Below are 24,453 nucleotides of genomic sequence, written 5' to 3'. Positions count from 1 at the left end.
GCCGTCCCGCCCCCTCGCCCGCCCCCTCGGCCCAGGCGTCAGCGCTGGCCGAAGCTGGACTCCTTGAACAAGTCCTTGAGGTGGTGCGGCTGCGAGCGCCAGTACTGCTTGGGCGCCCGGACCCGGGCTCCCAGTTCCGCGGCGGCGTGCCAGGGCCAGCGGGGATCGTAGAGCATCGCGCGGGCGAGCGAGACCGCGTCCGCCTTGCCCTCGACCAGGATCGATTCGGCCTGGCGCGGCTCGGTGATGAGGCCGACCGCGATGGTGACGAGGTCGGTCGCCGCCCGCACCCGCTCGGCGAAGGGCACCTGGTAGCCGGGCCCGATCGCGATCTTCTGCCGGGGCGAGACGCCGCCGGTCGAGACGTGGATGGCGGCGGCCCCCCGCGCCTTCAGGGCTTCCGCGAAGGCGATGGTCTGCTCGACCTCCCAGCCCTGCTCGACCCAGTCCGTCGCCGAGACCCGGGCCCAGACCGGGCTGCCACTGGGAAACACCTCCCGCACCGCCTCGAACACTTCGAGGGGGAAGCGCATCCGGTTCTCGAGGCTGCCGCCATAGGCGTCGCTGCGCTGGTTGGCGAGCGGCGACAGGAACTGGTGCAGAAGGTAGCCGTGCGCGGCGTGGATCTCCGCCGCCTCGATGCCGAGGCGGAGAGCCCGCCGGGCGGTGTCGGCGAAGTTTTGGCGGATGCGCTTCATGTCCTCGCGGTCGAGGGCGCGCGGCGCCACCTCGCCCTCGGCATGGGCCAGGCCCGAGGGCGCCTCGGTGAGCCAGCCGCGGGGCGAATCCGGCGCCACCTGGTGGCCGCCGCGCCACGGCGGCTCGCTCGAGGCCTTGCGGCCGGCATGGGCGATCTGGATGCAGACCGGCACCGGGGCGTAGTCCCGCACCGCATCCAGGACCTTCGCCAGGGCCCGCTCGGTCCCGTCGTCCCACAGGCCGAGATCGCCATAGGTGATCCGCGCCTCCGGCGACACGGCGGTGGCCTCCAGCGTCAGGAGCCCGGCACCCGACATCGCGAGCTGGCCGAGATGCATCATGTGCCAGTCGGTCGCCTCGCCGTCGCGGGCCGAGTACTGGCACATCGGCGCGACGATGATGCGGTTCTCCAACGCGAGGCCGTCGAGGCGCAAGGGCTGGAACAGGAGGGGGCTGCTCATGCGGGTACTCCGGTGCGGTGTGGCTGCCAGGGTGCCGGCAATGTGGCGTGGGGGCGCGGATCCGGCCAGCGCGGCCGATGCAGGGCGCCTGCGCGCGGTGAGCGAGGCGGCGTGCGCCGGCGCACGCGAGAGAGCCGCTGCGCGGATGGCGGGCCGGAGGATCGCGGCTACCAGCCACGACCGAGGCTCACGGCGATCCGGCTCGGGCGCGTATCGACCAGGGCCGCCGTCAAGGCCTTGAATGCCCGCGTCGCCGCACCGCGCGCCGAAGCCAGTGATCGGAGCGGCCGGGCCTCGACCTGAGCCAATCGCTCGCCCGCGCTCAGAAGGCGCTCCACGGTGCGCAGGATCTTCGGGTTGGTCTCCGTCAAGGCGCAGATGTCGGACAGGGCGCTGCGCAAGGCGTGCATCGTCTCGCGCACCTCCGCGCCTTCCGCCAGATCGACGATGCGATGCTCGATCCTGTCGAGCAGGGCTCTGAGGGGCAGCGGCACCCTGTCCAGCATCGCGGCCGAGCCGACGCCTGGTGGGCGCTGAATGCCGTGCGTATCCGAACCGAGCATGGCGACTTCTCTAGTCAGATCGACTGTGACCGCTTCGTCTTGCCACCATGCCAATTCTATGGAATTTTTTCAAGTGCTTGTATCGACGTGGAAATCCGAGCATATCGAGATGCCTGTTTTGACCTTGGGTATGCCGCACCCGATCCTTGCCGACAGAACATGTGGTTGTATCAAGCCACTGCGTCCGCCTTTCCCAAGCAGCATCGTCATCCCGTTGTATTTCTTGACCGCACTTGCAAGACGCCACTCCGGAGTCCGTTGTGGCAACGAGAGACTTAAATGGATAGCAAATGTGACTAAATTCCAATTATGTATTGAATAAACTTCAAGTCGTCTTGTTTTTGAAAGCCGGCCCGTATACAACTATTGGTTGATAATACGGTACAGTCTCCTTCATTCCGCCGAATCGAACGATGTCTCTGAGATCAGTCTTCGGTGACCATTCTGGCAGCGCCAGCGACCAGATCCTGTCGGTGCTTCGAGCCGTCCGCCGCCACTTGGCCATGGATGTCGGCTTCATCTCGGAATTCGTCGCGGGCGATCGGGTGTTCCGCTTCTCGGATGCCGGAACGACGCACAACCCGGTCGCCGTCGGGACCCATGCCCCGCTCGAGGAGAGCTTCTGCTACTATATCGCCAAGGGCCTGATGCCCAGCCTGATGCAGGATGCGGCCGAGGATCCTGTGGCAGCGCGGCTGCCGGTCACCCGCGACCTGCCGGTCGGGGCGCATCTGAGCGTCCCGTTGCGCCACGCGGACGGCGAGCTCTACGGAACATTGTGCTGCTTCAGCTTCACGCCGGACCGGAGCCTCACGACCCGCGACCTCGATACCTTGCGCCTCTGCGCGAACCTCGTGGAATCCATCCTGTGGAAAGACCACGACGCGGCGCGCGAGCGGGAAGGGAAGCACCGGCGCATCGCCGAGACGATCGCGGCCGAGGCCGCCGAGATGGTGTTTCAGCCGATCTACCGCACGGCCGACGGCCGCCTGGTCGCCTTCGAGGCCCTGGCGCGCTTCGCGCCGCTTCCGGACAAGGGTCCCGATGCCTGGTTCGCGGACGCCGCCGAGGTGGGCCTGGGCGAAGAGCTCGAATTCCTCGCCGTGCGCAAGGCCCTGCGCGCCTTCCCGGCTCTGGCGCCCGGGGTCAAGCTGTCGCTCAACCTGTCGCCGGCCTCCCTCGCCTCGCGGCGTCTCGCCGAGGCGATGGCGGATGCGCCCCTTGACCGAGTGGTGATCGAGCTGACCGAGCACGCGGCGGTCGCCTCCTACGAGGCGTTGCGCGACGCGCTGGACCCGTATCGGCGCCGGGGCATGGGCCTCGCCATCGACGATGTCGGGGCCGGCCACGCGACGCTCCGGCACGTCCTCGATCTCAACCCCGAATTCATCAAGCTCGACATGAGCCTGATCCGGAACATCGATGCGCATTCCGGCCGCCGGGCGCTGACCGAGGCACTGACGGGATACGGCCGGCACATCGGCTGCGAGATCGTCGCCGAGGGCGTGGAGACCGAGGCCGAGTACGCGGTGCTCCAAAACATCGGGGTGACGCGGGTGCAGGGCTTCCTGACCGGTCGGCCGATGACGCTCGACGCCGCGGCGGCCCTGCCGCTCTCCGGCTCCGGGGCGTGGGCGCGGCGATCCCCGGCAGGGTGACCGGCTCAGAGCAGCGAGAGATCGCGACGCGATCGGTCGCTGCTCTAAGCCTTTGATTTACGGCATTTTCTGCGACGACCCGGTATCCACTTCGTCGGAAAATGCTCGGGCCTATCCCAGCCCCCGCTCCCGCAGCGCCCCGCCGATCTCGTCGAGCACCGCCGGGTCCTCGATGGTCGGCGGCATCGTCCATGTCTCGCCGTCGGCGATCCTCTTCATCGTGCCGCGCAGGATTTTCCCTGAGCGGGTCTTCGGCAGGCGCCCGACCGTCAGCGCGAGGCGGAAGGCCGCGACCGGGCCGATGCGCTCGCGCACCAAAGCCACCAATTCGCGCTCGATCGCGTCCGGGGCCTGCGCCACGCCGGCCTTCAGCACCACGAAGCCGCAGGGCGCCTCGCCCTTGAGTGCGTCCCGGATGCCGATCACCGCGCATTCCGCCACGGCGGGGTGGGAGGCCAGCACCTCCTCCATCCCGCCGGTCGAGAGGCGGTGCCCGGCGACGTTGATGATGTCGTCGGTGCGGCCCATCACCGAGACGTAGCCGTCGGGGTCGAGGAAGCCGGCATCCGAGGTGTTGTAGTAGCCCGGATAGGCTGTGAGGTAGCTCTCGCGGAAGCGCTCGTCCTGCTGCCAGAGCGTCGGCAGGGCGCCGGGGGGCAGCGGCAGCCTGATGGCGATCGTCCCCATCGTGTCGGGGGGGAGCGGCTTGCCGGATTCGTCGAGCACCTGCACGTCCCAGCCCGGCATCGGCACCGTCGGGCTGCCGTGCTTGACCGGAAGCGCCCCGAGCCCGACCGGGTTGGCGGCGATCGGCCAGCCGGTCTCCGTCTGCCACCAATGGTCGATCACCGGCACGCTCAGGGCCCGCTCGGCCCACGCGACGGTGTCGGGATCGGCCCGCTCGCCGGCGAGGAAGAGGGTGCGGAACCGCGAGAGGTCGTGGCCCCGCATCGCCTGCGCCTCCGGATCCTCCTTCTTCACTGCCCGGAGCGCCGTCGGGGCAGTGAACAGGGCGACGGCCCCGGTCTCGGCGATCACGCGCCAGAACGCGCCGGCATCCGGCGTGCCGACCGGCTTGCCCTCGTAGAGCACCGTGGTGCAGCCGTGCAGGAGCGGCCCGTAGACGATGTAGGAATGGCCCACCACCCAGCCGACGTCGGAGGCGCACCAGTAGGTCTCGCCGGGGGCGACGCCGTAGAGGTTCGGCATCGACCAGGCGAGCGCCACGAGGTAGCCGCCGGTGTCGCGCACCACGCCCTTCGGCTTGCCGGTGGTGCCCGAGGTGTAGAGCACGTAGAGCGGATCCGTGGCGGCGACGGGCACGCAAGGCGCTTTGCGGCCCGCCGCCTTCGCGGCCGCCACGGCCTCGGCCCAGTCGCGGTCGCGCCCTTCCACCATGGCGGCGGGTCCCTGCGGCCGCTGCAGGATCAGGCAGGCCTCCGGCTCGTGGGCGGAGAGGCGGCAGGCCTCGTCGAGGAGCGGCTTGTAGGCGACGACCCGCGCCGGCTCGATGCCGCAGGAGGCGGCGAGCACCACCTTCGGGGCGGCGTCCTCGATGCGGGCGGCGAGTTCCCGGGCGGCGAAGCCCCCGAACACCACCGAGTGCACCGCGCCGATGCGGGCGCAGGCCAGCATGCCGAACAGCGCCTCGGGCACCATCGGCATGTAGAGCACCACCCGGTCGCCGCGCCCGACGCCGAGATCCTGCAGCACGGCGGCGAGCGACGCGACCTCGTCCTTCAACTCGGCATAGGTGATCCGGCGCTTCGCGCCGGTGACGGGGGAATCGTACAGGATCGCCGCCTGGTCGCCCCGTCCGGCCGCGACGTGGCGGTCGACGGCGTTGTGGCAGGCATTGACCTCGGCGCCGACGAACCAGCGGCCGTAGGCACCCTCCTCGGGGGCGAAGACCCGGGAGGCGGGCGTCACCCAGTCGATCGCTTCGGCGGCCTGCGCCCAGAAGGCCTCCGGGTCGCGCTGCCAGGCGGCGTAGGTGTCCCGGTAGCGGCTCGGTCCCGGCATGGCGTCCCTCTCCTGATCCGCCGATGGACGGCGGTTGGCCGGATTGTCCAGGACAAGGCGGCGGCGGGCAAGATGGCGCCGCTTCGCGCGCCGAGCCGACGCGTGCTCGGCCGGTCACCGCCGATGTGCACCGGGCCGCCCCTTAGCGGATCGATCCCGTCATTCCGAGCGCCGGCGACGCCGGAGCGGTGGGTGGGGAGGTCTCGACGAGCGGGTCTCCTCTGTCGGCGGCGCGGCACTCAGCCGTAGCGCCGCGCCGCCTCCACCGTGAGCCCGAGGCCGACCGAGCCGAAGGTGTCGCCCTCGACCACCCGGGCCTCCGGCGCCGCCGCCAGGATGGCGGCACGGACCGGGGCGAGGCGGGTCGAGCCGCCGGTGAGGAACAGGGCGTCGATGGCCGACGGCGCCACCGCGGCGTCGCGCAGGCAGCGACTGATGCAGGCGCCGATGCGCCGGGCGAGATCGGCCGAGTGCCGGGCGAGGTCGGGACGGTCGATCTCCGCCACCAGGCCCGGTTCGACCCAGCCGAGGGGAAGGGCGATCCGCTCGACCTCGGACAGGGCGATCTTGGCGTCCTCGACGTCCATCGCGAGCGTATGGCCGCGCTCGGCCTCGATCACCGCGGCGAGGCGGTCGATCAGCTCCGGACGCGCCGCCTCGCGGCGCAGCGAGCGCAGCTCGCGCAGGGTCTTGCCGTCATAGAGCCGGTTGATCTGCGACCAGGTGGCGAGGTCGTGGTAGTAGGCCGAGGGCACGTCGAGGCCGGGACGGCGCATCGGGCTGCCCAGCCCCAAGAGCGGCATCACCTCGCCGACGCTGAGCGTGCGGTCAAAATCGGTGCCGCCGATCCGCACGCCGTCATTGGCCAGGATGTCGCCGGCGCGCTCCACCGCCCGGTGACGCTCCGGGCTCAGGCGCACCACCGAGAAATCCGAGGTGCCGCCGCCGATATCGGCGATCAGCGCCACCTCCTCGCGGGCGAGCCCGCGCTCGTAGTCGAGCGCCGCGGCGATCGGCTCGTACTGGAACGACACCTCGGTGAAGCCGATCTCCCGGGCGATGCCGGCGAGCGCGTCCTCGGCCCGGCGGTCGCCGTCGGCGTCGCCGTCGACGAAGTGGACCGGGCGGCCATGCACCACCTGGCGAAGGGGCTCGCCGGCCTGGCGCTCCGCCCGCGCCTTCACGGCGGCGAGGTAGCGGGCGATCACCGCCCGGAACGACAGGCGCCGGCGCCCGACCGGCGTGGTCTCGTCGAGGAGCGAGGAGCCTAGCACCGACTTGAGACTGCGCATCAGCCGCCCGGGATGGCCCTCCACGTAAGCATTCATGGCGGCCCGGCCGATCGCCTCGTCGCCGGCCGGCGGGAAGAAGATCGCGCTCGGGATCGTGACCGCCTCTCCTTCCAGCCGCGCCAGCGCGAGCCCGCCGGCCCCGATCAGGCCGAGGGTGGTGTTCGAGGTGCCGAAGTCGAGGCCGCAGGCCGCCATGCCGAATCTCTGCCGGTGCCGAAAGGGAGGGCGCGCGACCTAGCGGGTTCCTCCGCCGCGGTCCAGCCCACGCGGCCCGCATCGGGATACGGACTCGGCGTCTGTCGCAACGGAACAAGGGGCCGTCTCGGCGGTTCGTCTGACCTGAGCAGTCGCTGAACTGCAGGAGACGAGGAGCTTCCCATGAGCAGCACCACCGACAAGATCAAGGGTCTCGCCAACGAGGCGGTCGGCAACATCAAGCAGGGCATCGGCAGCGCGACCGGCAACGAGAAGCTGCAGGCCGAGGGCAAGGCGCAGGAACTGAAGGGCGAGGCCCAGAAGACCGCCGGCGACGTCAAGGACGGCATCAAGAACGCCGCCGACACGGTGAAGAGCAAGCTCTGATCGCGGCGCGGGCCGGCCTTCGCCGGCCCGACACGGCGGACGATCGGGCCGGTTTCTCGCAGCGCACGCGGGAGGCCGGCCTTTTGTTTTTCCGCGAACGCTCGTCTTGCAACTTCGTCTTGCACCTCAGGACACTCGCCATTCAGGAAAGGAGACCGCGATGAACAGGGACCAGATCGAAGGGGGGCTGCGCCACCTCAAGGGCCGCGGCCAGACCGCGCTCGGTGCCGTCGCCGGCCGCGCCCGGCCGCAGGCGGAGGGTGCGCTGAACCAGGTTCTCGGCGGCGCCCAATACGCCTATGGCCGCGGCCGGCGCGTCGCCGAGGATCTGTCCCACGACGGCGCGGCCCTGGCCGGCGAGATCGAGAAGCGCGGCCGCCACGCCTACGAGCGCGGCCGCGAGGTCTACGGCGAGGCGCGCCATCGCGGCCGCACCGCCCTGCGCCGCGCCGAATCGCACCCGACCGAGACGCTGCTCGCCGTCGCCGGCCTCGCCTTCGTGGCCGGCTGGCTGCTGAAGGGCCGCCGCTGAACGCTGATCCGGGGTGCCGCCGCGGCCACGCGGCGGCCTTGCTGTTGCGTTGCATCGAAGGAAGGCCGGCTTCGGTCTCGCCTCCGGGTTGCTTATGGTCTAGCTTGGCCCGACCGCCGCGCCAGCCGAACGACCCGATGACCCAGAGCCCGCCCCCCGGCCTTCCGAAGACCGCCCCGGCCCTGCCCCAATCGGTGCAGGAGCACCTGGGTGAGCGGCTTCGCGCCCATTACGCGGCGGTCGAGGAGACGGCGGCGCCCGCCGCCTTCGCGGATCTGCTCGGCCGGCTGGAGCTGGCCCTCGCCGCCCTCGGCGCCCCGAAGCAGGACCGGTTCCGGGACGATCTGCTCGCGGCGGCGCCGGCCCTGCGCCGCTTCGCCCTGACCCTGACCGCCAACCCGGCCCGGGCCGACGACCTGGTGCAGGACACGATGCTGAAGGCCTGGCAGAACCGCGACCGGTTCGAGGCCGGCACCAATCTCAGCGCCTGGCTGTTCACGATCATGCGCAACGCCTTCTACTCGGAGCACCGCAAGCGTTCCCGCGAGGTCGAGGATACCGAGGGCGTGTACTCGGCCCGCCTGACCTCCGCCCCCAACCAGGGCGACCGCCTCGACGTGCAGGACCTCCAGGCCGCGCTCAACAAGCTGGTGGCCGAGCAGCGCGAGGCCCTGATGCTGGTCGCCGTCGGCGACCTGTCCTACGAGGATGCCGCCGTGCTGATGCAGTGCAAGGTCGGCACGGTGAAGAGCCGGGTCTGCCGCGCCCGCGACAAGCTGGCGGAACTTCTCGGCTATTCCGGCGGCGAGCTCGGGGCCGACCGGCTGACCCGTTCGGTGATGGGACATGCCGGCGCGATGGCGCTCGACGGCTGATACGATTTCCGACGGCTTGCTTCGCGAAGCGGAAATCGGCTTCGCTCAAGCGCTGGGCGGATTGGCGATAGGCCCTCCGGGCGACGCGGTCGGCAGCAACCGGCACGACCGCGCGACGGGCCGGGGTTCCGGCCAGGACTCTCGCCAGAACTCAGGCCTCTTGCCAGAATCTTGGCGGACAAGAGCCGCCCTGCCACGACCGATATCCGTGACGCCCGGCGATCCTGCACAGGATCTGCGGATGATCCGCCGTCTCCCGGCAGGACGATCCACGCCGCCGCGCGGCGGATGCACCACGGAAAACCCGCCATCTGGCCGGCAACATCGGAACAACTGAGTGCGGTGCCTGTTTGGGCTCGAGGGTGAACAGGAAAACGTATCGGATCATCGTTGACCTAGGCGGCCTAGAGACGTCACCGAGGGGAATGCGAGAGGCCGTTTCTCGTTGACGCAGCAGCGCGCGCGCGAGAGAGCCAACCCTACGCTGCGGATAGCGGGGCTGGGCCAGCCATGACGCCATTGAACAGAAAAGAGAATTATTCTCGCGTCCGATATCTTTGCGCGCGACACTTTTTCGATCTTTTCTGGGCTGCGACCGGTTCATCGACTGCAGGTTGTCTGCAGGAAATCGTCATCTGCCCCTAGGTTGCTTGAGCAGAAAAATTTGCGAAGCGAAAGAAAATAGCATAGCAACTTGACATGTGTCCAAATTTTCGCACATGACATGATCATTGAAACATGCCCAATCGGCATCGCGTATAGTACGGCAGAGTATAAAATGCAGTGCGATATCACGCACTCGGCTGATCGGAATAGGCCGGATTCATTCTCGCAATGTCAGAAATAGGACAGACACGGGCCTGACGCACCGTTAGATCAACCATGGCTCGCTCCGGTGGCGAGGCTGCGTGTTGCGCCAGCACTGCGCGGTTCCTGCCACTTCGGGGTCTCACCCTCCTCCATCCGAATTGCATAGCGGGCCCCTGATTTTCCGGAGACGACGACGTTGAATGCGCCGGACGAGCCGCGGTCCCCCGAGGCCGGTCTTTTCGAAGGCAACCTCCTGCTCGAGGCCCTCGACACGGGCGACCGCGCCCTGCTGGCGCCGTATCTCGAACGCGGGCAGCGGACCCGCGGCACGGTGCTGTTTCGCGCCGGCGAGGACGTGTCGCACGTCACCTTTCCGCTGAACCAGACCACCGTGACCCTGGTCTCGCGCATGCGCGACGGGCGGATGGTCGAGACCGCCACGGTGGGGCACGAGGGTGCGGTCGGTGGCGTCGTCAGCCACGGCTACCTGCCGGCCTTCAGCGAGGCGGTGGTGCAGGTCTCCGGCGAGGTGCTGCGCCTCGACGCCGAGCGGCTGACCCGGGCCAGGGCGGCCTCGCCGTCCTTGCGCGACCTGTTCGTGCGCTACGCCGATTGTCTGCTCGCCCAGGTGCTGCAATCGGTGGCCTGCAACGCCGTCCACCCGATCGACGAGCGCTGCCTGCGCTGGCTCCTGACGTTCCAGGACCGGCTCGGCACCCCGGTCCTGCCAGTGACCCAGGAGATGCTGGCCGAGATGCTCGGCGTGCGCCGCACCTACCTCACCGGCGTTCTCGGTGCGCTGCAGCGGCGCGGCCTGATCTCGGTGCGCCGCGGCCAGATCACCGTCCTGGACCGGGCCAAGGCCGAGCACGCCGCCTGCGAATGCTACGGCAAGGTCCGGAACCATTTCCGCTCCGTGCTCGGAGCGGTCTACGCCGAGAACGGCGCCATCGTGGCGGTCGACCCGACGCAGCGGCACGAGTGACCGTCGCGCTCAGGCCGAGAGTCAGGCCATGCGTCAGGCCATGCGTCAGGCCAAGAGCTTGAGCCCCAGGATCCCGGCCACGATCAGGCCGATGCAGGCGAGCCGCGCTGCGGTCGCGGGTTCGCCGAACAGCGCGATGCCGAGGAGCGCCGTGCCGACGGTGCCGATCCCGGTCCAGACCGCATAGGCGGTGCCGACCGGCAGCGTGCGCAGGGCGAGTCCCAGCAGGACGACGCTCGCCACCATGCTCAGCCCGGTGAGGAACGAGGGCAGCGGGCGGGTGAAGCCGTCGGTGTATTTGAGGCCGATCGCCCAGCCGATCTCGAGCAGGCCAGCGACGAGAAGAAGGATCCAGGCCAAGGAGAGCCCCGTTTCACGGGCAGGGCCGTCCCTGCGGATGATCGTCCTCCCGTCCCGGCAGGAAGCGGCCGGGCCGTCCCAGCCGGTGTGACATGGGAGACGGCCGGGCCGCAGCAATCTGTCATGACGCCGGGATGCCGTCGCCTGCAACGCTGCCATGCAGCGGCTGAGGTTTGACAGGTCGCCGCACCTCCTCCAACCATCCACATCACGGACAGAACGTCCATGATGTGGACATCGGGAGGATGCCATGAGTGCTGCCACGCCGGCGGACGATCCCGCCGCCGGGCTCGACGCCGCCACCTTGCGGCGCATGCCTTATCAGAAGCCGCAGCCCGCCGAGATTCGGCCCGACCTCGTGGTGGCGCCGGCCATCCCCGAGGACGACCGGATCTGGGTGCCGCAGGCGGACAGCGTGTGGTTCCGCCCGCTCTGCCTGAACATCTCGGCCGGCTACTGGATGAACCTGCTCAAGGTCCGCAAGGCCGGCATCCTCAGCCGCCACCGCCATCCCGGCCCGGTCCACGCCTTCGTGCTCAAGGGCAGCTGGCGCTACCTCGAGCACGATTGGGTCGCGAGCGAGGGCGCCTACGCCTTCGAGCCGCCGGGCGAGACCCACACCCTCGTGGTCGACGAGGGCGTGGAGGAGATGATCACCTACTTCCAGGTCAACGGCTGCATGTACTACGTCGATCCCTGGGGCCGTCATACCGGCTACGAGGACGTGTTCACGAAGGTCGACATGTGCCGGGCGCATTACGAGGCGGTGGGCCTGGGGGCGGATTACGTCGATCAGTTCATCCGCTGACGCGGTCCGGCTTTTTATCCGTCAAGATCCACCCGTCAACGCGCGTCGTCCACGCCGTCATTCCGGGACCGCACAGCGGAGCCTGGAATGACGACTGGACTCATCTACGCCGTCGCTAAGATCTAACAAATACGCAGACCCAACAACCGGGAGGACCTGAGCGCGATGTCGTCCGGCATTGTCTCACTCGTCAAATCACCGCGCCTGCGCCGCATCCAGTGGATCGCCGTCGCCTTCCTGACCGCGGCGGGAATCATCAACTACGTCGACCGCTCGGCGCTCTCGATCGCCAACACGGCGATCCGCGACGAGATGACCCTGAGCCCCGCCGAGATGGGCTGGCTGCTCTCGGCCTTCTCCCTCGCCTACGCATTCTCGCAATTGCCGGTCGGCGCGCTGCTCGACCGGCTCGGCTCGCGCCTGATGCTGGGCGCCGGCATGTTCTTCTGGTCGCTCGCCCAGCTCGTCTCCGGCTTCGTCACCAACTTCCAGCAATTCGTGCTGGCGCGGGCGGTGCTCGGCCTGGGCGAGGCGCCGCAATTTCCTGCCGGCGCCAAGACGGTGAGCGAGTGGTTCTCCTTGCGCGAGCGCGGCACGCCGACCGGCATCTTCGTCGCCTCGTCCTGCATCGGGCCCTGCATCGCCCCGCCGCTGCTCACTGCGATGATGCTGGGGCTGGGCTGGCGCTGGATGTTCGTCGTCACCGGCCTCGTCGGCATCGTGGTCGCGGTCGGCTGGTACCTCGTCTACCGCAACCGCGCCGAGGTGGCGCTGACGCGGGAGGAGACCGCCCATCTCGACGAGGGCGCGAGGCCGGAGCCGCCGGCCCGGCGCATGACCTTCGCCGAGTGGCGCGGTCTGTTCGCCCACGCGACGACCTGGGGCATGATCCTCGGCTTCATGGGCGTCATCTACATGGTCTGGCTCTACCTGACCTGGCTGCCGTCCTACCTGGAGCACGAGCGCGGCCTGAGCGTCGCCCGCACCGGCTGGGTGGTGGCGATTCCCTACATCTTCGGCACGATCGGCATGCTCTGCGCCGGCCAGGCGGCCGACCGGCTGCTCGCCCGCGGGGCGAGCATCGTCGCCAGCCGCAAATGGCCCGTCTGCATCGGGCTCCTCGGCGGCGGCGCCTTCACGGTGCCGGCGGCCTATACCCCGAGCGTGACGCTCGCGGTGGTCTACATCTGCCTGGCGATGTTCTTCATCAACATGGCGAGCGCCGCCGCCTGGATGATGGTGAGCGTCGCGGTCCCCAAGCGCCAGGTCGCCTCGCTCGGCAGCATCCAGAACTTCGGCGGCTACTTCGCCGGATCCTTCGCCCCGGTCATCACCGGCTACATCGTCCAGGGCACCGGGTCCTACGTCAACGCGCTGCTCGCCGCCGCCGCGATCGCGGTGCTGGCGGCGATCGCCTACATCGTCCTGGTGCGCAAGCCGCTCGAAGGCAGCGAGACCCTGATCCTGACGGAGCGCACGGCATGACCTTCGCCCAAAGTACCTTCGCCCAAGGCACCTTCACCCCCGATCTCCTCGCCGGGCGCACCGCCCTCGTCACCGGTGCCACCTCCGGCATCGGCGCGGGAATCGCGCAGGCGCTGGCCCGCCTCGGCGCCCGGGTGCACGCGGCCGGGATCGGTGCCGCCACCTGCCCGATCCCGGACGACCTCGGGCTGACCGCGCACGAGCTCGACGTCACCGACGGCGAGGCGGTGGCCCACCTCGTCGGCGCCTGCGACCGCCTCGACATCGTGGTCAATTGCGCCGGCATCATCCGGCGCGGCGACGAGCACCGGCCGGAGGTGTTCGAGGAGGTGCTGGCGGTGAACCTCACCGGCACGATGCGGGTCTGCGCGGCGGCGCGCGCGAAGCTGGCGGAGACCGTCGGCACGATCGTCAACACCGCCTCGATGCTGTCGTTCTTCGGCGGCGGCCTGGTGCCGGCCTACAGCGCCAGCAAGGGTGGCGTCGCGCAGCTGACGAAGTCGCTCGCCATCGCCTACGCGCCGGACGGGATCCGGGTGAACGCGGTGGCGCCGGGCTGGATCGCCACGCCCCTGACGCAGGCGCTCCAGGACGACCCGGCCCGAGCGGGGCCGATCCTGGCGCGCACGCCGCTCGGCCGCTGGGGCACGCCATCGGACGTGGCGGCGGCGGTGACCTTCCTGGTGAGCCCGGCCGCGGCCTTCATGACCGGGGTGGTGCTGCCGGTCGATGGCGGTTACCTCATCGCTTGAGGTCACTCGGAGAGGATGCGCCGCCACATGGGCCCGGACGACGACGCCCGCGCGGATCTGCGCCCCGACGTCCCGGGGACCGCCGCCTTCGGCAAGTTCATGCGGGTGCTGCAGGCGGTGGCGGACGCGCCCGACGGCGCGACGGTCGCCCGCCTCGCGCAAGGATTGATGCTGCCGCGGCCGACCGTGCACCGCATCGTCGCCGCCCTGGTGGCGGAGGGCCTCGTGACCGACGATGACGGGACACTGAGCCTCGGCCCACGCCTCGTCAGCCTGGCCTTCCGCTCCTTCGACGGCTCGCTCCTGCGCCAGGCGGCGCGGGAGCCGCTCTCGCGCCTGCGCGACGACCTCGACGAGACGGTGCATCTCGCGGTGCCGGATTTCGGCGAGATGGTCTACATCGACAAGCTCGAGAGCCACCGCACCGTGCGCATGGCCTCGCGCATCGGCACGCGGGTGTCGCTGCATACCAGCGCCGTCGGCAAGGCTTGGCTCGCGACCCTGCCCGAGCCCGAGCTTGCCCCCCTCCTGAATCGGCTCGCGCTGCCGGCGCGCACGCCCCACAGCATCACCGACCGCGACGTCCTGCGCCGCGCGGTCGCTGAGACGCGGGAGCGCGGCCACTCCCTCGACCTGCAGGAGAACGAGCTGGACATCTGCTGCTACGGCCGGGCGCTGCGGGGCGCCGGAGGCCGGGTGCTCGGCTGCATCAGCGTCAGCCTGCCGCGCTACCGCTTCGAGGCCCTGCCGGCCGAGACGGTGCTGCGGGCGATGGCGGCCTGCGCCGAGGGCGTGGCGCGAATCGCCGGCGCCCGGGGGCGCTGAGGCCCCGCGACGAGCGGGGGCACAATGCCGCTGGGCGAACCAGATTGTGCACGAGCCTGTCACGCTGTGGTACAGCCTGGCGCGGGTGGTCAGAGGCCGCCGCCGCGAGTCGCGAGAGAGGGCGACGGGACCATTGACTGACCGCCGCGAAACCGACCGCATCGATGCCGAGATCGACCGCTCCACCCCGAGCCACGATCCGTTCGCCGCCGCCGTGCGCGCCACGCGGATGCCGATGCTGATCACCGATCCGCACCGGCCCGACAACCCGATCGTCTTCGTCAACGCCGCCTTCACCAAGCTCACCGGCTACACCCGCGACGAGATCCTGGGGAAGAATTGCCGTTTCCTCCAGGGGCCGGAGACCGATCGCACCGGCGTGACGAGGATCCGCGACGCGATCGAGCGCCGCGTGGCGATCGAGATCGAGCTTCTGAACCACAAGAAGAACGGCGAGACGTTCTGGAACCGGTTGCTGATCTCGCCGGTCTTCGACGAGGACGGCGCGCTGACCTATTTCTTCGCGTCGCAATTCGACGTCACGCTGGAGCGCGAGCACCTGCGCAACCTGGGCGAGGCCCTGCGCAAGCGCGAGCAGATGCTGGACGCCCTGGTGCGCTCGTCGTCGGAGGTGCGCTACCGGATCAGCGCCGACTGGAGCCGGCTGTACCACTTGTCCGGCGGTGACTTCCTGGCCGACACGACCTCGGCCAGCTCCGACTGGATCGAGACCTACATCCCGCCGGAGGACCGCCCGGCCCTGCGGGCCGAGATCGCGCGCGCCATCGGTACCAAGACCTCCTACAGCCTTGAGCACCGGGTCTACCTCGCCGACGGCTCGGTCGGCTGGGCCTCGTCCCGGGCGGTGCCGGTGCTCGACGAGCACGGCCGGATCACCGAGTGGTACGGCGCCGCCACCGACATCACCGAGCGCAAGCAGGCGGAGGCTGCCTCGCGCGACCTGAACCTCTCGCTGGGCCGGCAGGTGGCCGACCGCACGGCGGAGCTGCGCCTCTACGGCGACATCGTCGAGTCGAGCGCCGCGCCCATCTGCGCCTTCGACACCGCGTACCGGCTGATCGCCTTCAACCAGGCCCATAGCGACGAGTTCTACCGGATCTTCGGCCACCGGGTGCAGGTCGGCGAGGTGTTTCCCGACCTGTTCCCGCCGGACCAGGCGCCGGTGATGCGCGGCTTCATGACCCGGGCGCTCGCGGGCGAGACCTACACGGTGACCGAGGAATTCGGCGATCCTGACCTGGCGAAGCCCGCCTGGGAGGTCTCCTACTCGCCCCTGCGCGACGGCGAGGGCCGGGTGATCGGCGCGTTCCACTACGCCAAGGACATCTCCGACCGGCTGCGCGCCGAGGCCGAGCTGACGGTGACGCAGGAGGCCTTGCGCCAGTCGCAGAAGATGGAGGCGGTGGGCCAGCTCACCGGGGGACTGGCCCACGACTTCAACAACCTGCTCGCCGGCATCTCGGGCTCGCTGGAGCTGATGCAGACGCGCCTGGCCCAAGGCCGCTTCAACGACGTGGAGCGCTACATGGCGGCGGCGCAAGGAGCCGCGAAGCGGGCCGCCGCGCTCACCCACCGGCTCCTCGCCTTCTCCCGCCGCCAGACGCTCGATCCCCGCCCCACCGACGTCGATCGGCTGGCGCGCGGCATGCACGAGCTGATCCAGCGCACGGTGGGGCCCGGCATCACCCTCGAGGTGGTCGAGTCCCCCGAGGCCTGGCCGGCCCTGGTCGACCCGTCCCAGCTCGAGAACGCGCTCCTGAACCTCTGCCTCAACGCCCGCGACGCGATGCCGGAGGGCGGGCGCATCAGGGTCGAGACCGCCAACCGGACGATGGACGAACGGACCGCCCGCCGGCACGACATGCCCGCCGGGGAATACGTGCGCCTGCGCGTGGCCGATACCGGTGCCGGCATGGCCCCGGAGGTGATCGCCCGCGTGTTCGAGCCGTTCTTCACCACCAAGCCGATCGGCGAGGGCACGGGCCTCGGCCTCTCGATGATCTATGGCTTCGCGCAGCAATCCGGCGGCCAGGTGCGCATCGCCTCCAAGCTCGGCGAGGGCACCACCGTCAGCCTCTACCTGCCGCGCCATGCCGGCGCGGTACCCGGCGAGGCCGAGACCGGAACGACGCCGCCGCTGCCGCGCTCCGTCGAAGGCGAGACCGTTTTGGTGGTCGATGACGAGCCGACCGTGCGGATGCTCGTCACCGACATCCTGGAGGACCTCGGCTACACCGCGATCGAGGCCGGCGACAGCGCGGCGGGCCTGCGCGTGCTGCGATCCGACGTGCGGATCGACCTCCTGGTCACCGATGTCGGCCTTCCCGGCGGCATGAACGGCCGTCAGATGGCCGAGGCGGCCCGGGAGACCCGGCCGGACCTCAAGGTGCTGCTGATCACCGGCTACGCCGAGACCGCGATCCTCGGCAGCGGCACCCTCGGCCCCGGCATGGCGGTGCTGACCAAGCCCTTCTCGATCGAGACGATGGCCGCGCGGATCCGGTCGATCATCGAGGCCGGGCGGGAGCGTGAGCGGCGGTCGTAGCTCTCTTCTGCCCGCTCAAGTATTTCCATGATATTTTACAGACCGTTTCTCTTGTTAATTGCAATAATATTCTTGATTAATGCTGAAATATATCTTTTTATTCACTAGTTCTTAGTTTTTCATCAAAAGTTTAATTTTGATAAATATATTATACCACAATTTTATTATATTATCTAATATCAATCCACCTATTAGCAATCCGAATGGGCTTTCGCCCAACTTAATTGCATGCGCACGTTGCTCGTATGCCGCAGAAATATCAAACTTCTCCTGCAACACTGCTGGATCGGTACGGCGACCATGCCGCTGAGTCCAGCAGTTATGTAGCTGCCGTCCCACCCGGCTTTTTTCTGGTAAGGCGCATTCGAGATTCAATTCTTGAAAAAAATTCATGCCCACCACAGATCCGATGTGCCTGAAGCTTCAAACCCAGGAGTGGGACGTGAGAGCAAAAACCGATTCCGCTCTACTTGTTGACATTACGTCATTCGGTCATTTGCTTGTTCATACCGACAATAAGAATATTTTAATCAGTCATCCAGCATGTATAAAGTATTTTGAGGACAAATTAATCGAAAAAGATTTTCATACTCTTCAGATGTTTGAACTACTCAGTAATATTGTTTGTTTCGAGAAAATTCTAGTCGACCAAATCGCGCTCATGGCATATCATGAGTCCGGCAAAATGCTGGATTTTGTAAACAACACGCAAGCAAAAGAATTTTTCGAATTTATAATTTTTCCTGCGGAAAGTTATTCGCGAGCATCGAAAGCAGTTTCAGCTCTCTCGAGAGAGCTATGGAAACACGCAACAAAAAGGGCGAGAGACACGAAATCGCCAACCTATCTAGAAGATCTTTTTGGATATGATGAGGCCCGCTGGGTAGATGATAGCACCATAGCTCATGTAACAAACAAGAGATTGCACCTAGATTTACATTACGCAACAGTAAAATATGAAAATCTCAAATTCAATCATTTTAATAATGAAATTTATCGCTCTATTCCCGGCCACCTCGGCAACACTGGAATGAGCGTAGAAAGATTTTATCTCTATCTTGAGATCGCGCGAGAACTTAATCTTCCTCTCATGGTAGCACGCGATAAATATAAATCAATGCATTATATTGGTGAAAGAACCGGGAAAATATTAGCGAAAAAATTGCAGCAGAACATTGATTATAAATCAACCGGATTAGATTCTGGCTTGGAAAATTTACAAGACATCTTGGTGAAAAAAGCCCTTCCTGGTATAAAGATAAAAATGCCCCTCATACCAGATCACATTATAAAAGTTGCAAGAAGGTATAATTTGTCGATTTGGGATGCCACAATGATGATAAGAAACGATGAAGCTGTATCCGATTTTCGCGAATACCTGTGGGATGCCAGAATTTTATTTAGCCAAATCCGTGCGTCGGATGCGATTGCATATAAAAATTTAAGATCCGAAATAATTAACATTGGAGAGCGTATCTCGAGGTCGAATGACGCGCTCGATATATTTAAAAACAGAAAGATTGTTTCGATAAACACGTCAAGTATTCCGGTGATTGGCGATTATCTTGAGTTATTAAATATCCCACGCACCGTAAAAATACCATTCTATTCCATGAGACGCCCTCCTGGTTACGAAATATTCATGGCTCGCTGGTTTCGCTGATTCTACGGATTGTAAATTTAGCTTTATCAACTCTCTAATCTTAATCGTAGTCGCGGGCAAGTGAAGTGCTGCAAACTCCTGCATCAATCTTACTAAAATATGACGCAGAGCGGCGCAACATCAAAAATTTAATTTCATCTAAACATAAAGCTGTGTCCGATGAATGGCGCGCCCTATCCGTTGGAAGCGAGACCTTGGCTCAGAATGTCAATCGTGGCTTCGCTTCAGAGAAGACATTTCTTATTGTTTTTAATTCTGCGAACGCTTGATGTTTCATTGTCTATTTGAGGCGAAATTTTACAATTCGCGGTCGGCGCGGCGCAGGGACCAGACGAGGTTGTCGTGCTCGTCGACCAGCCACAGGGCGTTCACCTGCTCGTCGGCGGGCGTTGTCTCCCGGGCGTTGACGCAGCGCACCGCCTCCTGCCGGTCCGCGGCCGTGACGATCTCATCGATCAGGGCGGGACCGATCTCCCCGTTCGTGGCGCGGACCGCCCCTCGCAGTCGGTATGCCGGCATCCGTCCCGTCGCTCCTCGGTCGCGTCCCGTCCCATTGCCCGCCGCCGATGCGTGGGCCGCTCACGTTGTCGGGCGGGAACGGTTTACATCAAGGATCGGAACGGATGCGACGCATCGGCGCTGCACGGGCGAGGGCGGGCACGTCGCCCCGTGCGCCGGGCCGTCCACCGTTCCCGATGCCGTCCCGGATCACCCAGCATCGAGGGCGACGACCTCGGGATCGTACTCCCGCAGCGGCCCGCCGAGATGCGACGGTATCAGGGTGATGACGGCCCTGGATGCGGCGACCGGCTCGCACGGCTCGTCGTCTCTTCGCCCGGCAAGGAACCCATAGACGGTATTCTACCGGACTAGACCAGCTGGCCGAGACCGGACTGTCCCGTGGGGCAGCGAGCTTGGACGACGATAATGCGACTTAGGTCTGGTCACCGGCAATTACGTCAATGATACGATTTTACCGGCGAATCTCGTCTCCCGGCGGGAACCCGCTCGCGCGCGATCCGTTTGTGCTCCGCTGCCCGAGAGGCAGCGGCACCGCGAGAAGGGATCGAGCGAGCCGTGACCGCAGGCGTCGACAGGCATGAACTCCGGCAGATCATCGCCGGCCTCAGCGAGGGGGTGATCCTGGTCGAGCCCGATCAGACCATCGCCTACGCGAACGAGGCCGCCCTCGCGATGCACGGCGCCGAGAGCCTGGACGAGATCGGTCCGACGGTCGACGCCTACCGGGAGCGCTTCGCCCTGCGCTACCGCAACCACCGCGCGCCGGAGAGCTATCCGATCGAGCGCGTCGTCGCCGGCGAGCGCTTCCACGACGTCGTGGTCGAGGTGACGCGCACCGACAAGCCGGAGGTCGGCTTCGTCCATTCCCTGCGCAGCCTCGTCGCCACCGACCGGGAGGGCAAGCCGAGCTGCCTGGCCTTGATCCTCAAGGACGTGTCGGACCAGTTCGAGGCCGAGGAGCGCTTCGAACGCACCTTCAACGCCAACCCGGCCCCGGCCGTCATCACCCGGCTCTCCGACCTGCGCCACGTCAAGGTGAATGCCGGCTTCCTGGAGATGACCGGCTACACCCGCGACGCCGTGATCGGCCGCAGCGTGTACGAGGTCGACGTGCTGGCCAATGCCCGCAACCGCGACCTCGCGGTGTCGCGGCTCAACGAGGGCGGCACGATCCCCCAGATGGAGGCGCACCTGGAGCTGCCCGACGGCGGCGGCCGCTTCGTGATCGTCGCCGGCCAGCCGATGGAGATGGGCGACGAGCCCTGCATGCTGTTCACCTTCGCCGACCTGGAGCTGCGCCGGAAGGCCGAGACGGCGCTCCGCCAGAGCGAGGAGCGCTTCGCCAAGGCGTTCCGCCTCACCCCGGTGCCGACGCTGCTCGCCCGCGCCGGGGATTTCCAGGTCACCAGCATCAACGAGGCCTTCGGCCGCGTGTTCGGCTTCGGCGAGGACCGGGTGGTCGGCCGCGCCCCGGCGGAGTTCGGTCTGTGGGTCTCGGAGGAGCAGCGCCGGCGCTTCGAGGAGGGGCTGGCGCGCGCCGGCTACGTGCTGGGGAAGGAAGTGTGCCTGCGCCACGAGAGCGGCGCCGATCTCGACTGCCTGGTCTCGGCCGAGCGCGTGACCATCGGCGACGCCGAGTTCGTGCTGATGGTCCTGCAGGACATCACCGAGCGCAAGCACACCGAGCGCGAGCTGTTCGACGCGATCGAGACGGTGATGGCCGACACCTCCTGGTTCAGCCGCGGGCTGATCGAGAAGCTCGCTAACCTGCGCCGGCCGGGCCGCGAGGCGCCGGGCGCCGCGGTGCCCGACCTGACTTTGCGCGAGCGGCAGATCCTGAACCTGATCTGCACCGGGCTCGACGACGACGGCATCGCCCGCAAGCTCGGCCTGTCGCGCAACACCGTGCGCAACCACGGTGCCGCGCTCTACCGCAAGCTCGGCGTGCACCGCCGCACGGAGGTGATCCTGTGGGGCCGCGAGCACGGCTTCCCGCTTCAGGCATCCGGTAGCTGACGTTCAGTCTACCGGTATTTTCCTACCATTGACCACGCGCGTCGCACCCACATCTGCAGGCCGGTCGGAGTTTTCTCAGTCTCGACGGGGGTGCTCATGACCGAACGCGCGCCAACGACTTCCACCGAGCAGGTCAAGGGCTCGGTGAAGGAGGCCATCGGCAAGCTCACCGGCGACGTCCGGGCCGAGGCCGAGGGTCGGCGTCAGAAGGGCGAGACCGGGCTCCCGCAGGGCGCGAGCAAGCCTTCGCAGGGGACCGGACTTCGCAAGGACTGACGACACCCATCACCCAGCGCCCCGGGCGGGGCGCCCCCTTCCCCACCGAAACCGTAAGGAGAAGTCCCATGGTCGATACCGATCGCATCACCGGCGCCGCGAAGGAACTCGGCGGCAAGATCCAGGGCACCGTCGGCGACCTGGCCGGCTCGCACCGCGACTCGGCGGAAGGCCGCTACCGCGAGGCGCAGGGTGCAGCGGAGAACGCCTACGGCCAAGCCAAGGACACCGTCCGCCACGCCGCCGACCGGGCCCAGGACTACGCCGACCGCGCGGCCGACCGGGCCCAGGACCTCGCCGGCGAGGCGCGAGGCTACGCCGAGGACGCCTACGAGCGCGGCAGCCGTTCCCTGCGCCAAGGCGCCCGGCAGGTCGGCCACCAGGTCGCCGAGTACCCTCTCGCCTCGCTGGTGATCGCCGGCCTCGTCGGCTTCGGCCTCGGCCTCCTCGTCAACACCAACCGCGACTGACCTCGCCCGCGACCGCATCGCGACCGGCGGCCCCGAAGCGGCGAGACCGCCCGGCGCCGCCTCGGAGAAGCCGAAGGACTCGGCTCGAACGACCTCGGAGTAACGACGTGACCATCCAGACCCCCGTTTCCCCCCTGGCAACGACGGCGCAGGCCGATACCCGCGCGGTGCTGCTCAACCAGGTCTCCTGGGGCGCCATCTTCGCCGGCGCCGTCACCGCACTCGTGACGCAGGTGATCCTCAACCTCGTCGGCGTCGGCATCGGCCTGTCCTCGGTCGGCGTGAATGCCAGCGACAACCCGGCCGCCTCGACCGTCTCGATGGGTGCGGGCCTGTGGTTCGTGGTCTCGGGCATCGTCGCCTCGCTCGTCGGCGGCGCCATCGCGGGCCGGCTCTCCGGCAAGCCGCTGCCGGGTGCGGCCGCCCTGCACGGCCTCGTCTCCTGGGCGGTGACGACCCTGGTGGTGATCTACCTCGTGACCTCGGCGGCGAGCGGCCTCGTCGGCGGCACGCTGAGCACGGTCTCGAGCGCGCTCGGCGGCGCCGGCAACCTCGTCGGCGGCACGGTGCAGACCGCCGCCCAGGCCGCGGCCCCGTCGCTGTCGAAGATCCAGAACCCCCTCGAGGGTCTGGAGGACAAGGTGCGCCAGCAGACCGCCGGTCAGGACCCGCAGGCCGCCCGCGACGCCGCCGTGGCGGCGGTGCGCGCCCTGGTGACGGGTGACGCCTCGCAGAAGCAGCAGGCCGAGACCCGCGCCGCGGACGCCCTCGCCAAGGCCCAGAACATCCCGGTCGACCAGGCCCGCCAGCAGGTCCAGGACTACCAGAAGCAGTACGAGCAGGCGGTCGCCACCGCCAAGCAGAAGGCCGAGGCCGCGACCGTCGCCGCCAAGTCGGCGGCGACGCAAGGCGCGTTCTACGCCGCCATCGCGCTGCTGCTCGGCGCCGCCGCCGCCTTCTTCGGCGGCCGCCTCGGCGCCCCGAAGCCCGTGACCGCCTACGACACCCGCCGCGTCTGACGCGTCCCGGCTCCCGCCCCGGCGGGAGCCCTCCCCTCCCCCACTCAGAACGTCAGGAGAGAGTCCGATGAGCAGCACCACCGACAAGCTCAAGGGTCTGGCCAACGAGGCCGTCGGCAACGTCAAGCAGGGCGTCGGCAAGGTCACGGGCAACGATCGGCTCGTCGCCGAGGGCAAGACCCAGGAGCTCAAGGGCGAGGCCCAGCGCACGGTCGGCGAGGCCAAGGACGGCATCAAGACCGCCGCCGACCATCTCACGGGCTGCCACTAGGGCCCGCGCCACGGCGGCGGGATCGTCCCTCCGCCCGGTCATCCCGGATTTCAGGAGGACAGCATGAACCGCGATCAGTTCAACGGAGCGGCCCGTCACCTGAAGGGCCGCGTCCAGAGCGCCCTCGGCAGCGTCACGGGCGACCCCGTGCGCCAGGTCCGCGGCGCCGCCAACCAGGTGGCCGGCGGCGCGCAATACGCCTATGGTCGCGCCCGCGACCGGGCCGAGGACGTCATCGACGACGGTCGCCACCTCGCCCATACGGCGCGCGACCGGGCCGAGGATCTGGCCCATGCCGCCCGCGAGCGCGCCGACCACGTGATCCAGGACGGACGCCACCTCGCCCGCGAGGCGCGCCGCCGCGGCGAGGCTCATGGCCGGCGCGCCCTGGCCTATGCCGACGGGCACCGCACCAACACCGTGCTCGGCATCGCCGCCCTCTCCTTCGCGGCGGGATGGCTCATCCGCCGCAAGCGCTGAACCCGCGCGGAACGCGTTGTACCGGGAGCTTGGTTCGCCGAATCGGTCGCCGCCTCGGCGGACACAAGGATGCACGATCGATCACCGAAGTACGATCAGAACAAGAATATTTATTTCAGGATCTTTTCCCGGTCGCAACCGTTCTCGAGGATACGACGTCGAGCGATCTCCAGAAGGGAATTCAGCGATGCTGCGCAAGATCTTCATGATGTTCGTCCTGCCGAAGCTGATCGCGCACTTCAGCCGCCGCGGCGCCCGTCCCCGACACGGCCGGACGTATTGATCCGGTCCGACCGATCGCTTCGACGAACACGCGACCGCGAAGAGGAGACAGCAGGGCAAGGATCGTCCCTTCGTGGTCGCCGCGAGGCTCGCGGCCACCGTCGTCGGCAGCCCCGGTCTCCGCGGCGACTTGCCGACGGACTCCTCGCGGTGCCACGGCGGACGGCTGCCGTGCTCCC

24 protein-coding genes are annotated in these 24,453 nt (G+C 67.6%); 17 read left to right on the top strand and 7 right to left on the bottom strand.

The window, feature by feature from the left end:
- Positions 1 to 38 precede the first annotated feature (38 nt).
- Both MFF64_RS06305 and MFF64_RS06300 read right to left on the bottom strand, forming a co-directional pair.
- Positions 39 to 1,160 carry an NADH:flavin oxidoreductase/NADH oxidase gene (locus MFF64_RS06305; RefSeq protein WP_099907674.1) on the bottom strand — a complete coding sequence of 374 codons (1,122 nt, stop codon included), beginning with the start codon at positions 1,158 to 1,160 and terminating at the stop codon, positions 39 to 41.
- Positions 1,161 to 1,327: 167 nt separating this feature from the next.
- Positions 1,328 to 1,723 carry a hypothetical protein gene (locus MFF64_RS06300; RefSeq protein WP_099907675.1) on the bottom strand — a complete coding sequence of 132 codons (396 nt, stop codon included), beginning with the start codon at positions 1,721 to 1,723 and terminating at the stop codon, positions 1,328 to 1,330.
- Between the two features lie 413 nt (positions 1,724 to 2,136).
- Here MFF64_RS06300 and MFF64_RS06295 point away from each other — a divergent pair, with 413 nt between their 5' ends.
- Positions 2,137 to 3,381: a sensor domain-containing phosphodiesterase gene (locus tag MFF64_RS06295; RefSeq protein WP_099907677.1), complete on the top strand. Its 1,245-nt coding sequence runs from the start codon at positions 2,137 to 2,139 to the stop codon at positions 3,379 to 3,381.
- 111 nt (positions 3,382 to 3,492) lie between these two features.
- Here MFF64_RS06295 and MFF64_RS06290 read toward each other — a convergent pair whose 3' ends face one another.
- Together MFF64_RS06290 and MFF64_RS06285 are read right to left on the bottom strand one after the other, a co-directional pair.
- Positions 3,493 to 5,403, bottom strand: coding sequence for a propionyl-CoA synthetase (locus MFF64_RS06290; protein WP_099907679.1), 1,911 nt, complete (start codon positions 5,401 to 5,403; stop codon positions 3,493 to 3,495).
- 239 nt (positions 5,404 to 5,642) lie between these two features.
- Positions 5,643 to 6,890 (bottom strand): Hsp70 family protein, encoded by a 1,248-nt coding sequence (locus MFF64_RS06285; protein ID WP_099907681.1) that lies wholly within the window; start codon positions 6,888 to 6,890, stop codon positions 5,643 to 5,645.
- Between the two features lie 183 nt (positions 6,891 to 7,073).
- On the opposite strand from MFF64_RS06285, the gene MFF64_RS06280 reads away from it, so the two are divergent.
- The 4 genes from MFF64_RS06280 to MFF64_RS06265 all read left to right on the top strand — a co-directional run bounded on the left by MFF64_RS06280 (position 7,074) and on the right by MFF64_RS06265 (position 10,479).
- Positions 7,074 to 7,277 (top strand): CsbD family protein, encoded by a 204-nt coding sequence (locus MFF64_RS06280; RefSeq protein WP_099907683.1) that lies wholly within the window; start codon positions 7,074 to 7,076, stop codon positions 7,275 to 7,277.
- A gap of 160 nt (positions 7,278 to 7,437) precedes the next feature.
- Entirely contained in the window at positions 7,438 to 7,809 is a 372-nt protein-coding gene (locus MFF64_RS06275) for a CsbD family protein (protein ID WP_099907684.1), read from the top strand.
- Between the two features lie 137 nt (positions 7,810 to 7,946).
- Positions 7,947 to 8,684, top strand: a complete 738-nt coding sequence (locus tag MFF64_RS06270; protein WP_099907686.1) for a sigma-70 family RNA polymerase sigma factor — start codon at positions 7,947 to 7,949, stop codon at positions 8,682 to 8,684.
- A gap of 1,006 nt (positions 8,685 to 9,690) precedes the next feature.
- Positions 9,691 to 10,479, top strand: a complete 789-nt coding sequence (locus MFF64_RS06265; RefSeq protein ID WP_238190087.1) for a Crp/Fnr family transcriptional regulator — start codon at positions 9,691 to 9,693, stop codon at positions 10,477 to 10,479.
- Positions 10,480 to 10,524: 45 nt separating this feature from the next.
- Here MFF64_RS06265 and sugE read toward each other — a convergent pair whose 3' ends face one another.
- The gene (gene sugE / locus MFF64_RS06260) at positions 10,525 to 10,839 is read right to left on the bottom strand and encodes a quaternary ammonium compound efflux SMR transporter SugE (RefSeq protein WP_099900927.1); all 315 of its coding nucleotides are present in this window, start codon (positions 10,837 to 10,839) and stop codon (positions 10,525 to 10,527) included.
- Between the two features lie 250 nt (positions 10,840 to 11,089).
- Here sugE and MFF64_RS06255 point away from each other — a divergent pair, with 250 nt between their 5' ends.
- The 5 genes from MFF64_RS06255 (at position 11,090) to MFF64_RS06235 (ending at position 17,275) form a co-directional block, all read left to right on the top strand.
- Entirely contained in the window at positions 11,090 to 11,647 is a 558-nt protein-coding gene (locus MFF64_RS06255) for a 2,4'-dihydroxyacetophenone dioxygenase family protein (protein ID WP_238190085.1), read from the top strand.
- A 165-nt stretch (positions 11,648 to 11,812) separates the two neighbouring features.
- Positions 11,813 to 13,132, top strand: a complete 1,320-nt coding sequence (locus MFF64_RS06250) for an MFS transporter (protein WP_099900069.1) — start codon at positions 11,813 to 11,815, stop codon at positions 13,130 to 13,132.
- On the top strand, positions 13,129 to 13,884 hold the full coding sequence (locus MFF64_RS06245; protein ID WP_099900071.1) for an SDR family NAD(P)-dependent oxidoreductase: 756 nt from the start codon (positions 13,129 to 13,131) through the stop codon (positions 13,882 to 13,884). The genes MFF64_RS06250 and MFF64_RS06245 overlap by 4 nt, the downstream gene beginning before the upstream one ends.
- Positions 13,885 to 13,911: 27 nt before the next feature.
- Positions 13,912 to 14,709: an IclR family transcriptional regulator gene (locus MFF64_RS06240; RefSeq protein ID WP_238190083.1), complete on the top strand. Its 798-nt coding sequence runs from the start codon at positions 13,912 to 13,914 to the stop codon at positions 14,707 to 14,709.
- Between the two features lie 133 nt (positions 14,710 to 14,842).
- Complete coding sequence (locus tag MFF64_RS06235) at positions 14,843 to 17,275, top strand: PAS domain S-box protein (protein WP_238190081.1); 2,433 nt, start codon at positions 14,843 to 14,845, stop codon at positions 17,273 to 17,275.
- Positions 17,276 to 17,386: 111 nt separating this feature from the next.
- Here MFF64_RS06235 and MFF64_RS06230 read toward each other — a convergent pair whose 3' ends face one another.
- On the bottom strand, positions 17,387 to 17,668 hold the full coding sequence (locus MFF64_RS06230) for a hypothetical protein (protein WP_238190079.1): 282 nt from the start codon (positions 17,666 to 17,668) through the stop codon (positions 17,387 to 17,389).
- Between MFF64_RS06230 and MFF64_RS06225 the strand changes: the two genes are divergently transcribed.
- Positions 17,667 to 18,938: a hypothetical protein gene (locus tag MFF64_RS06225; RefSeq protein WP_238190077.1), complete on the top strand. Its 1,272-nt coding sequence runs from the start codon at positions 17,667 to 17,669 to the stop codon at positions 18,936 to 18,938. The two genes, MFF64_RS06230 and MFF64_RS06225, sit on opposite strands and share 2 nt — an antisense overlap.
- 297 nt (positions 18,939 to 19,235) lie before the next feature.
- On the opposite strand, the gene MFF64_RS06220 is transcribed toward MFF64_RS06225, so the two are convergent.
- Positions 19,236 to 19,457 (bottom strand): hypothetical protein, encoded by a 222-nt coding sequence (locus MFF64_RS06220; protein WP_099903316.1) that lies wholly within the window; start codon positions 19,455 to 19,457, stop codon positions 19,236 to 19,238.
- A gap of 558 nt (positions 19,458 to 20,015) precedes the next feature.
- Between MFF64_RS06220 and MFF64_RS06215 the strand changes: the two genes are divergently transcribed.
- The 6 genes from MFF64_RS06215 to MFF64_RS06190 all read left to right on the top strand — a co-directional run bounded on the left by MFF64_RS06215 (position 20,016) and on the right by MFF64_RS06190 (position 23,992).
- Entirely contained in the window at positions 20,016 to 21,476 is a 1,461-nt protein-coding gene (locus tag MFF64_RS06215; protein ID WP_099903318.1) for a helix-turn-helix transcriptional regulator, read from the top strand.
- A 96-nt stretch (positions 21,477 to 21,572) separates the two neighbouring features.
- Complete coding sequence (locus tag MFF64_RS06210) at positions 21,573 to 21,752, top strand: CsbD family protein (protein ID WP_099903320.1); 180 nt, start codon at positions 21,573 to 21,575, stop codon at positions 21,750 to 21,752.
- A 68-nt stretch (positions 21,753 to 21,820) separates the two neighbouring features.
- Entirely contained in the window at positions 21,821 to 22,222 is a 402-nt protein-coding gene (locus MFF64_RS06205; protein ID WP_099903323.1) for a CsbD family protein, read from the top strand.
- Between the two features lie 107 nt (positions 22,223 to 22,329).
- A complete protein-coding gene (locus tag MFF64_RS06200; protein ID WP_238190075.1) occupies positions 22,330 to 23,241 on the top strand; it encodes a PhnA-like protein in 912 nt (303 codons plus the stop codon).
- A 67-nt stretch (positions 23,242 to 23,308) separates the two neighbouring features.
- A complete protein-coding gene (locus tag MFF64_RS06195) occupies positions 23,309 to 23,512 on the top strand; it encodes a CsbD family protein (RefSeq protein ID WP_099907005.1) in 204 nt (67 codons plus the stop codon).
- Between the two features lie 63 nt (positions 23,513 to 23,575).
- On the top strand, positions 23,576 to 23,992 hold the full coding sequence (locus MFF64_RS06190; RefSeq protein WP_099907003.1) for a CsbD family protein: 417 nt from the start codon (positions 23,576 to 23,578) through the stop codon (positions 23,990 to 23,992).
- Positions 23,993 to 24,453 lie beyond the last annotated feature (461 nt).

Origin of the sequence: Methylobacterium frigidaeris (assembly GCF_022179185.1) — a bacterium.
In the GTDB taxonomy this organism is placed as follows: domain Bacteria; phylum Pseudomonadota; class Alphaproteobacteria; order Rhizobiales; family Beijerinckiaceae; genus Methylobacterium; species Methylobacterium frigidaeris.
The sequence above is the reverse complement of the archived record's forward strand: the minus strand, read 5'-3'. Positions and strand labels throughout refer to the sequence as shown.

Bases quoted from the DNA above. Each gene is read 5' to 3' on its own strand.
- MFF64_RS06255 (WP_238190085.1), top strand. From the start codon at position 11,090: ATGAGTGCTGCCACGCCGGCGGACGATCCCGCCGCCGGGCTCGACGCC.
- MFF64_RS06190 (WP_099907003.1), top strand. From the start codon at position 23,576: ATGAACCGCGATCAGTTCAACGGAGCGGCCCGTCACCTGAAGGGCCGC.
- MFF64_RS06230 (WP_238190079.1), bottom strand. From the start codon at position 17,668: ATGAATTTTTTTCAAGAATTGAATCTCGAATGCGCCTTACCAGAAAAA.
- MFF64_RS06225 (WP_238190077.1), top strand. From the start codon at position 17,667: ATGCCCACCACAGATCCGATGTGCCTGAAGCTTCAAACCCAGGAGTGG.
- MFF64_RS06195 (WP_099907005.1), top strand. From the start codon at position 23,309: ATGAGCAGCACCACCGACAAGCTCAAGGGTCTGGCCAACGAGGCCGTC.
- MFF64_RS06250 (WP_099900069.1), top strand. From the start codon at position 11,813: ATGTCGTCCGGCATTGTCTCACTCGTCAAATCACCGCGCCTGCGCCGC.
- MFF64_RS06295 (WP_099907677.1), top strand. From the start codon at position 2,137: ATGTCTCTGAGATCAGTCTTCGGTGACCATTCTGGCAGCGCCAGCGAC.
- MFF64_RS06300 (WP_099907675.1), bottom strand. From the start codon at position 1,723: ATGCTCGGTTCGGATACGCACGGCATTCAGCGCCCACCAGGCGTCGGC.
- MFF64_RS06270 (WP_099907686.1), top strand. From the start codon at position 7,947: ATGACCCAGAGCCCGCCCCCCGGCCTTCCGAAGACCGCCCCGGCCCTG.
- MFF64_RS06245 (WP_099900071.1), top strand. From the start codon at position 13,129: ATGACCTTCGCCCAAAGTACCTTCGCCCAAGGCACCTTCACCCCCGAT.
- MFF64_RS06210 (WP_099903320.1), top strand. From the start codon at position 21,573: ATGACCGAACGCGCGCCAACGACTTCCACCGAGCAGGTCAAGGGCTCG.
- MFF64_RS06220 (WP_099903316.1), bottom strand. From the start codon at position 19,457: ATGCCGGCATACCGACTGCGAGGGGCGGTCCGCGCCACGAACGGGGAG.
- MFF64_RS06280 (WP_099907683.1), top strand. From the start codon at position 7,074: ATGAGCAGCACCACCGACAAGATCAAGGGTCTCGCCAACGAGGCGGTC.
- MFF64_RS06285 (WP_099907681.1), bottom strand. From the start codon at position 6,890: ATGGCGGCCTGCGGCCTCGACTTCGGCACCTCGAACACCACCCTCGGC.
- MFF64_RS06205 (WP_099903323.1), top strand. From the start codon at position 21,821: ATGGTCGATACCGATCGCATCACCGGCGCCGCGAAGGAACTCGGCGGC.
- MFF64_RS06240 (WP_238190083.1), top strand. From the start codon at position 13,912: ATGGGCCCGGACGACGACGCCCGCGCGGATCTGCGCCCCGACGTCCCG.
- MFF64_RS06305 (WP_099907674.1), bottom strand. From the start codon at position 1,160: ATGAGCAGCCCCCTCCTGTTCCAGCCCTTGCGCCTCGACGGCCTCGCG.
- MFF64_RS06275 (WP_099907684.1), top strand. From the start codon at position 7,438: ATGAACAGGGACCAGATCGAAGGGGGGCTGCGCCACCTCAAGGGCCGC.
- MFF64_RS06290 (WP_099907679.1), bottom strand. From the start codon at position 5,403: ATGCCGGGACCGAGCCGCTACCGGGACACCTACGCCGCCTGGCAGCGC.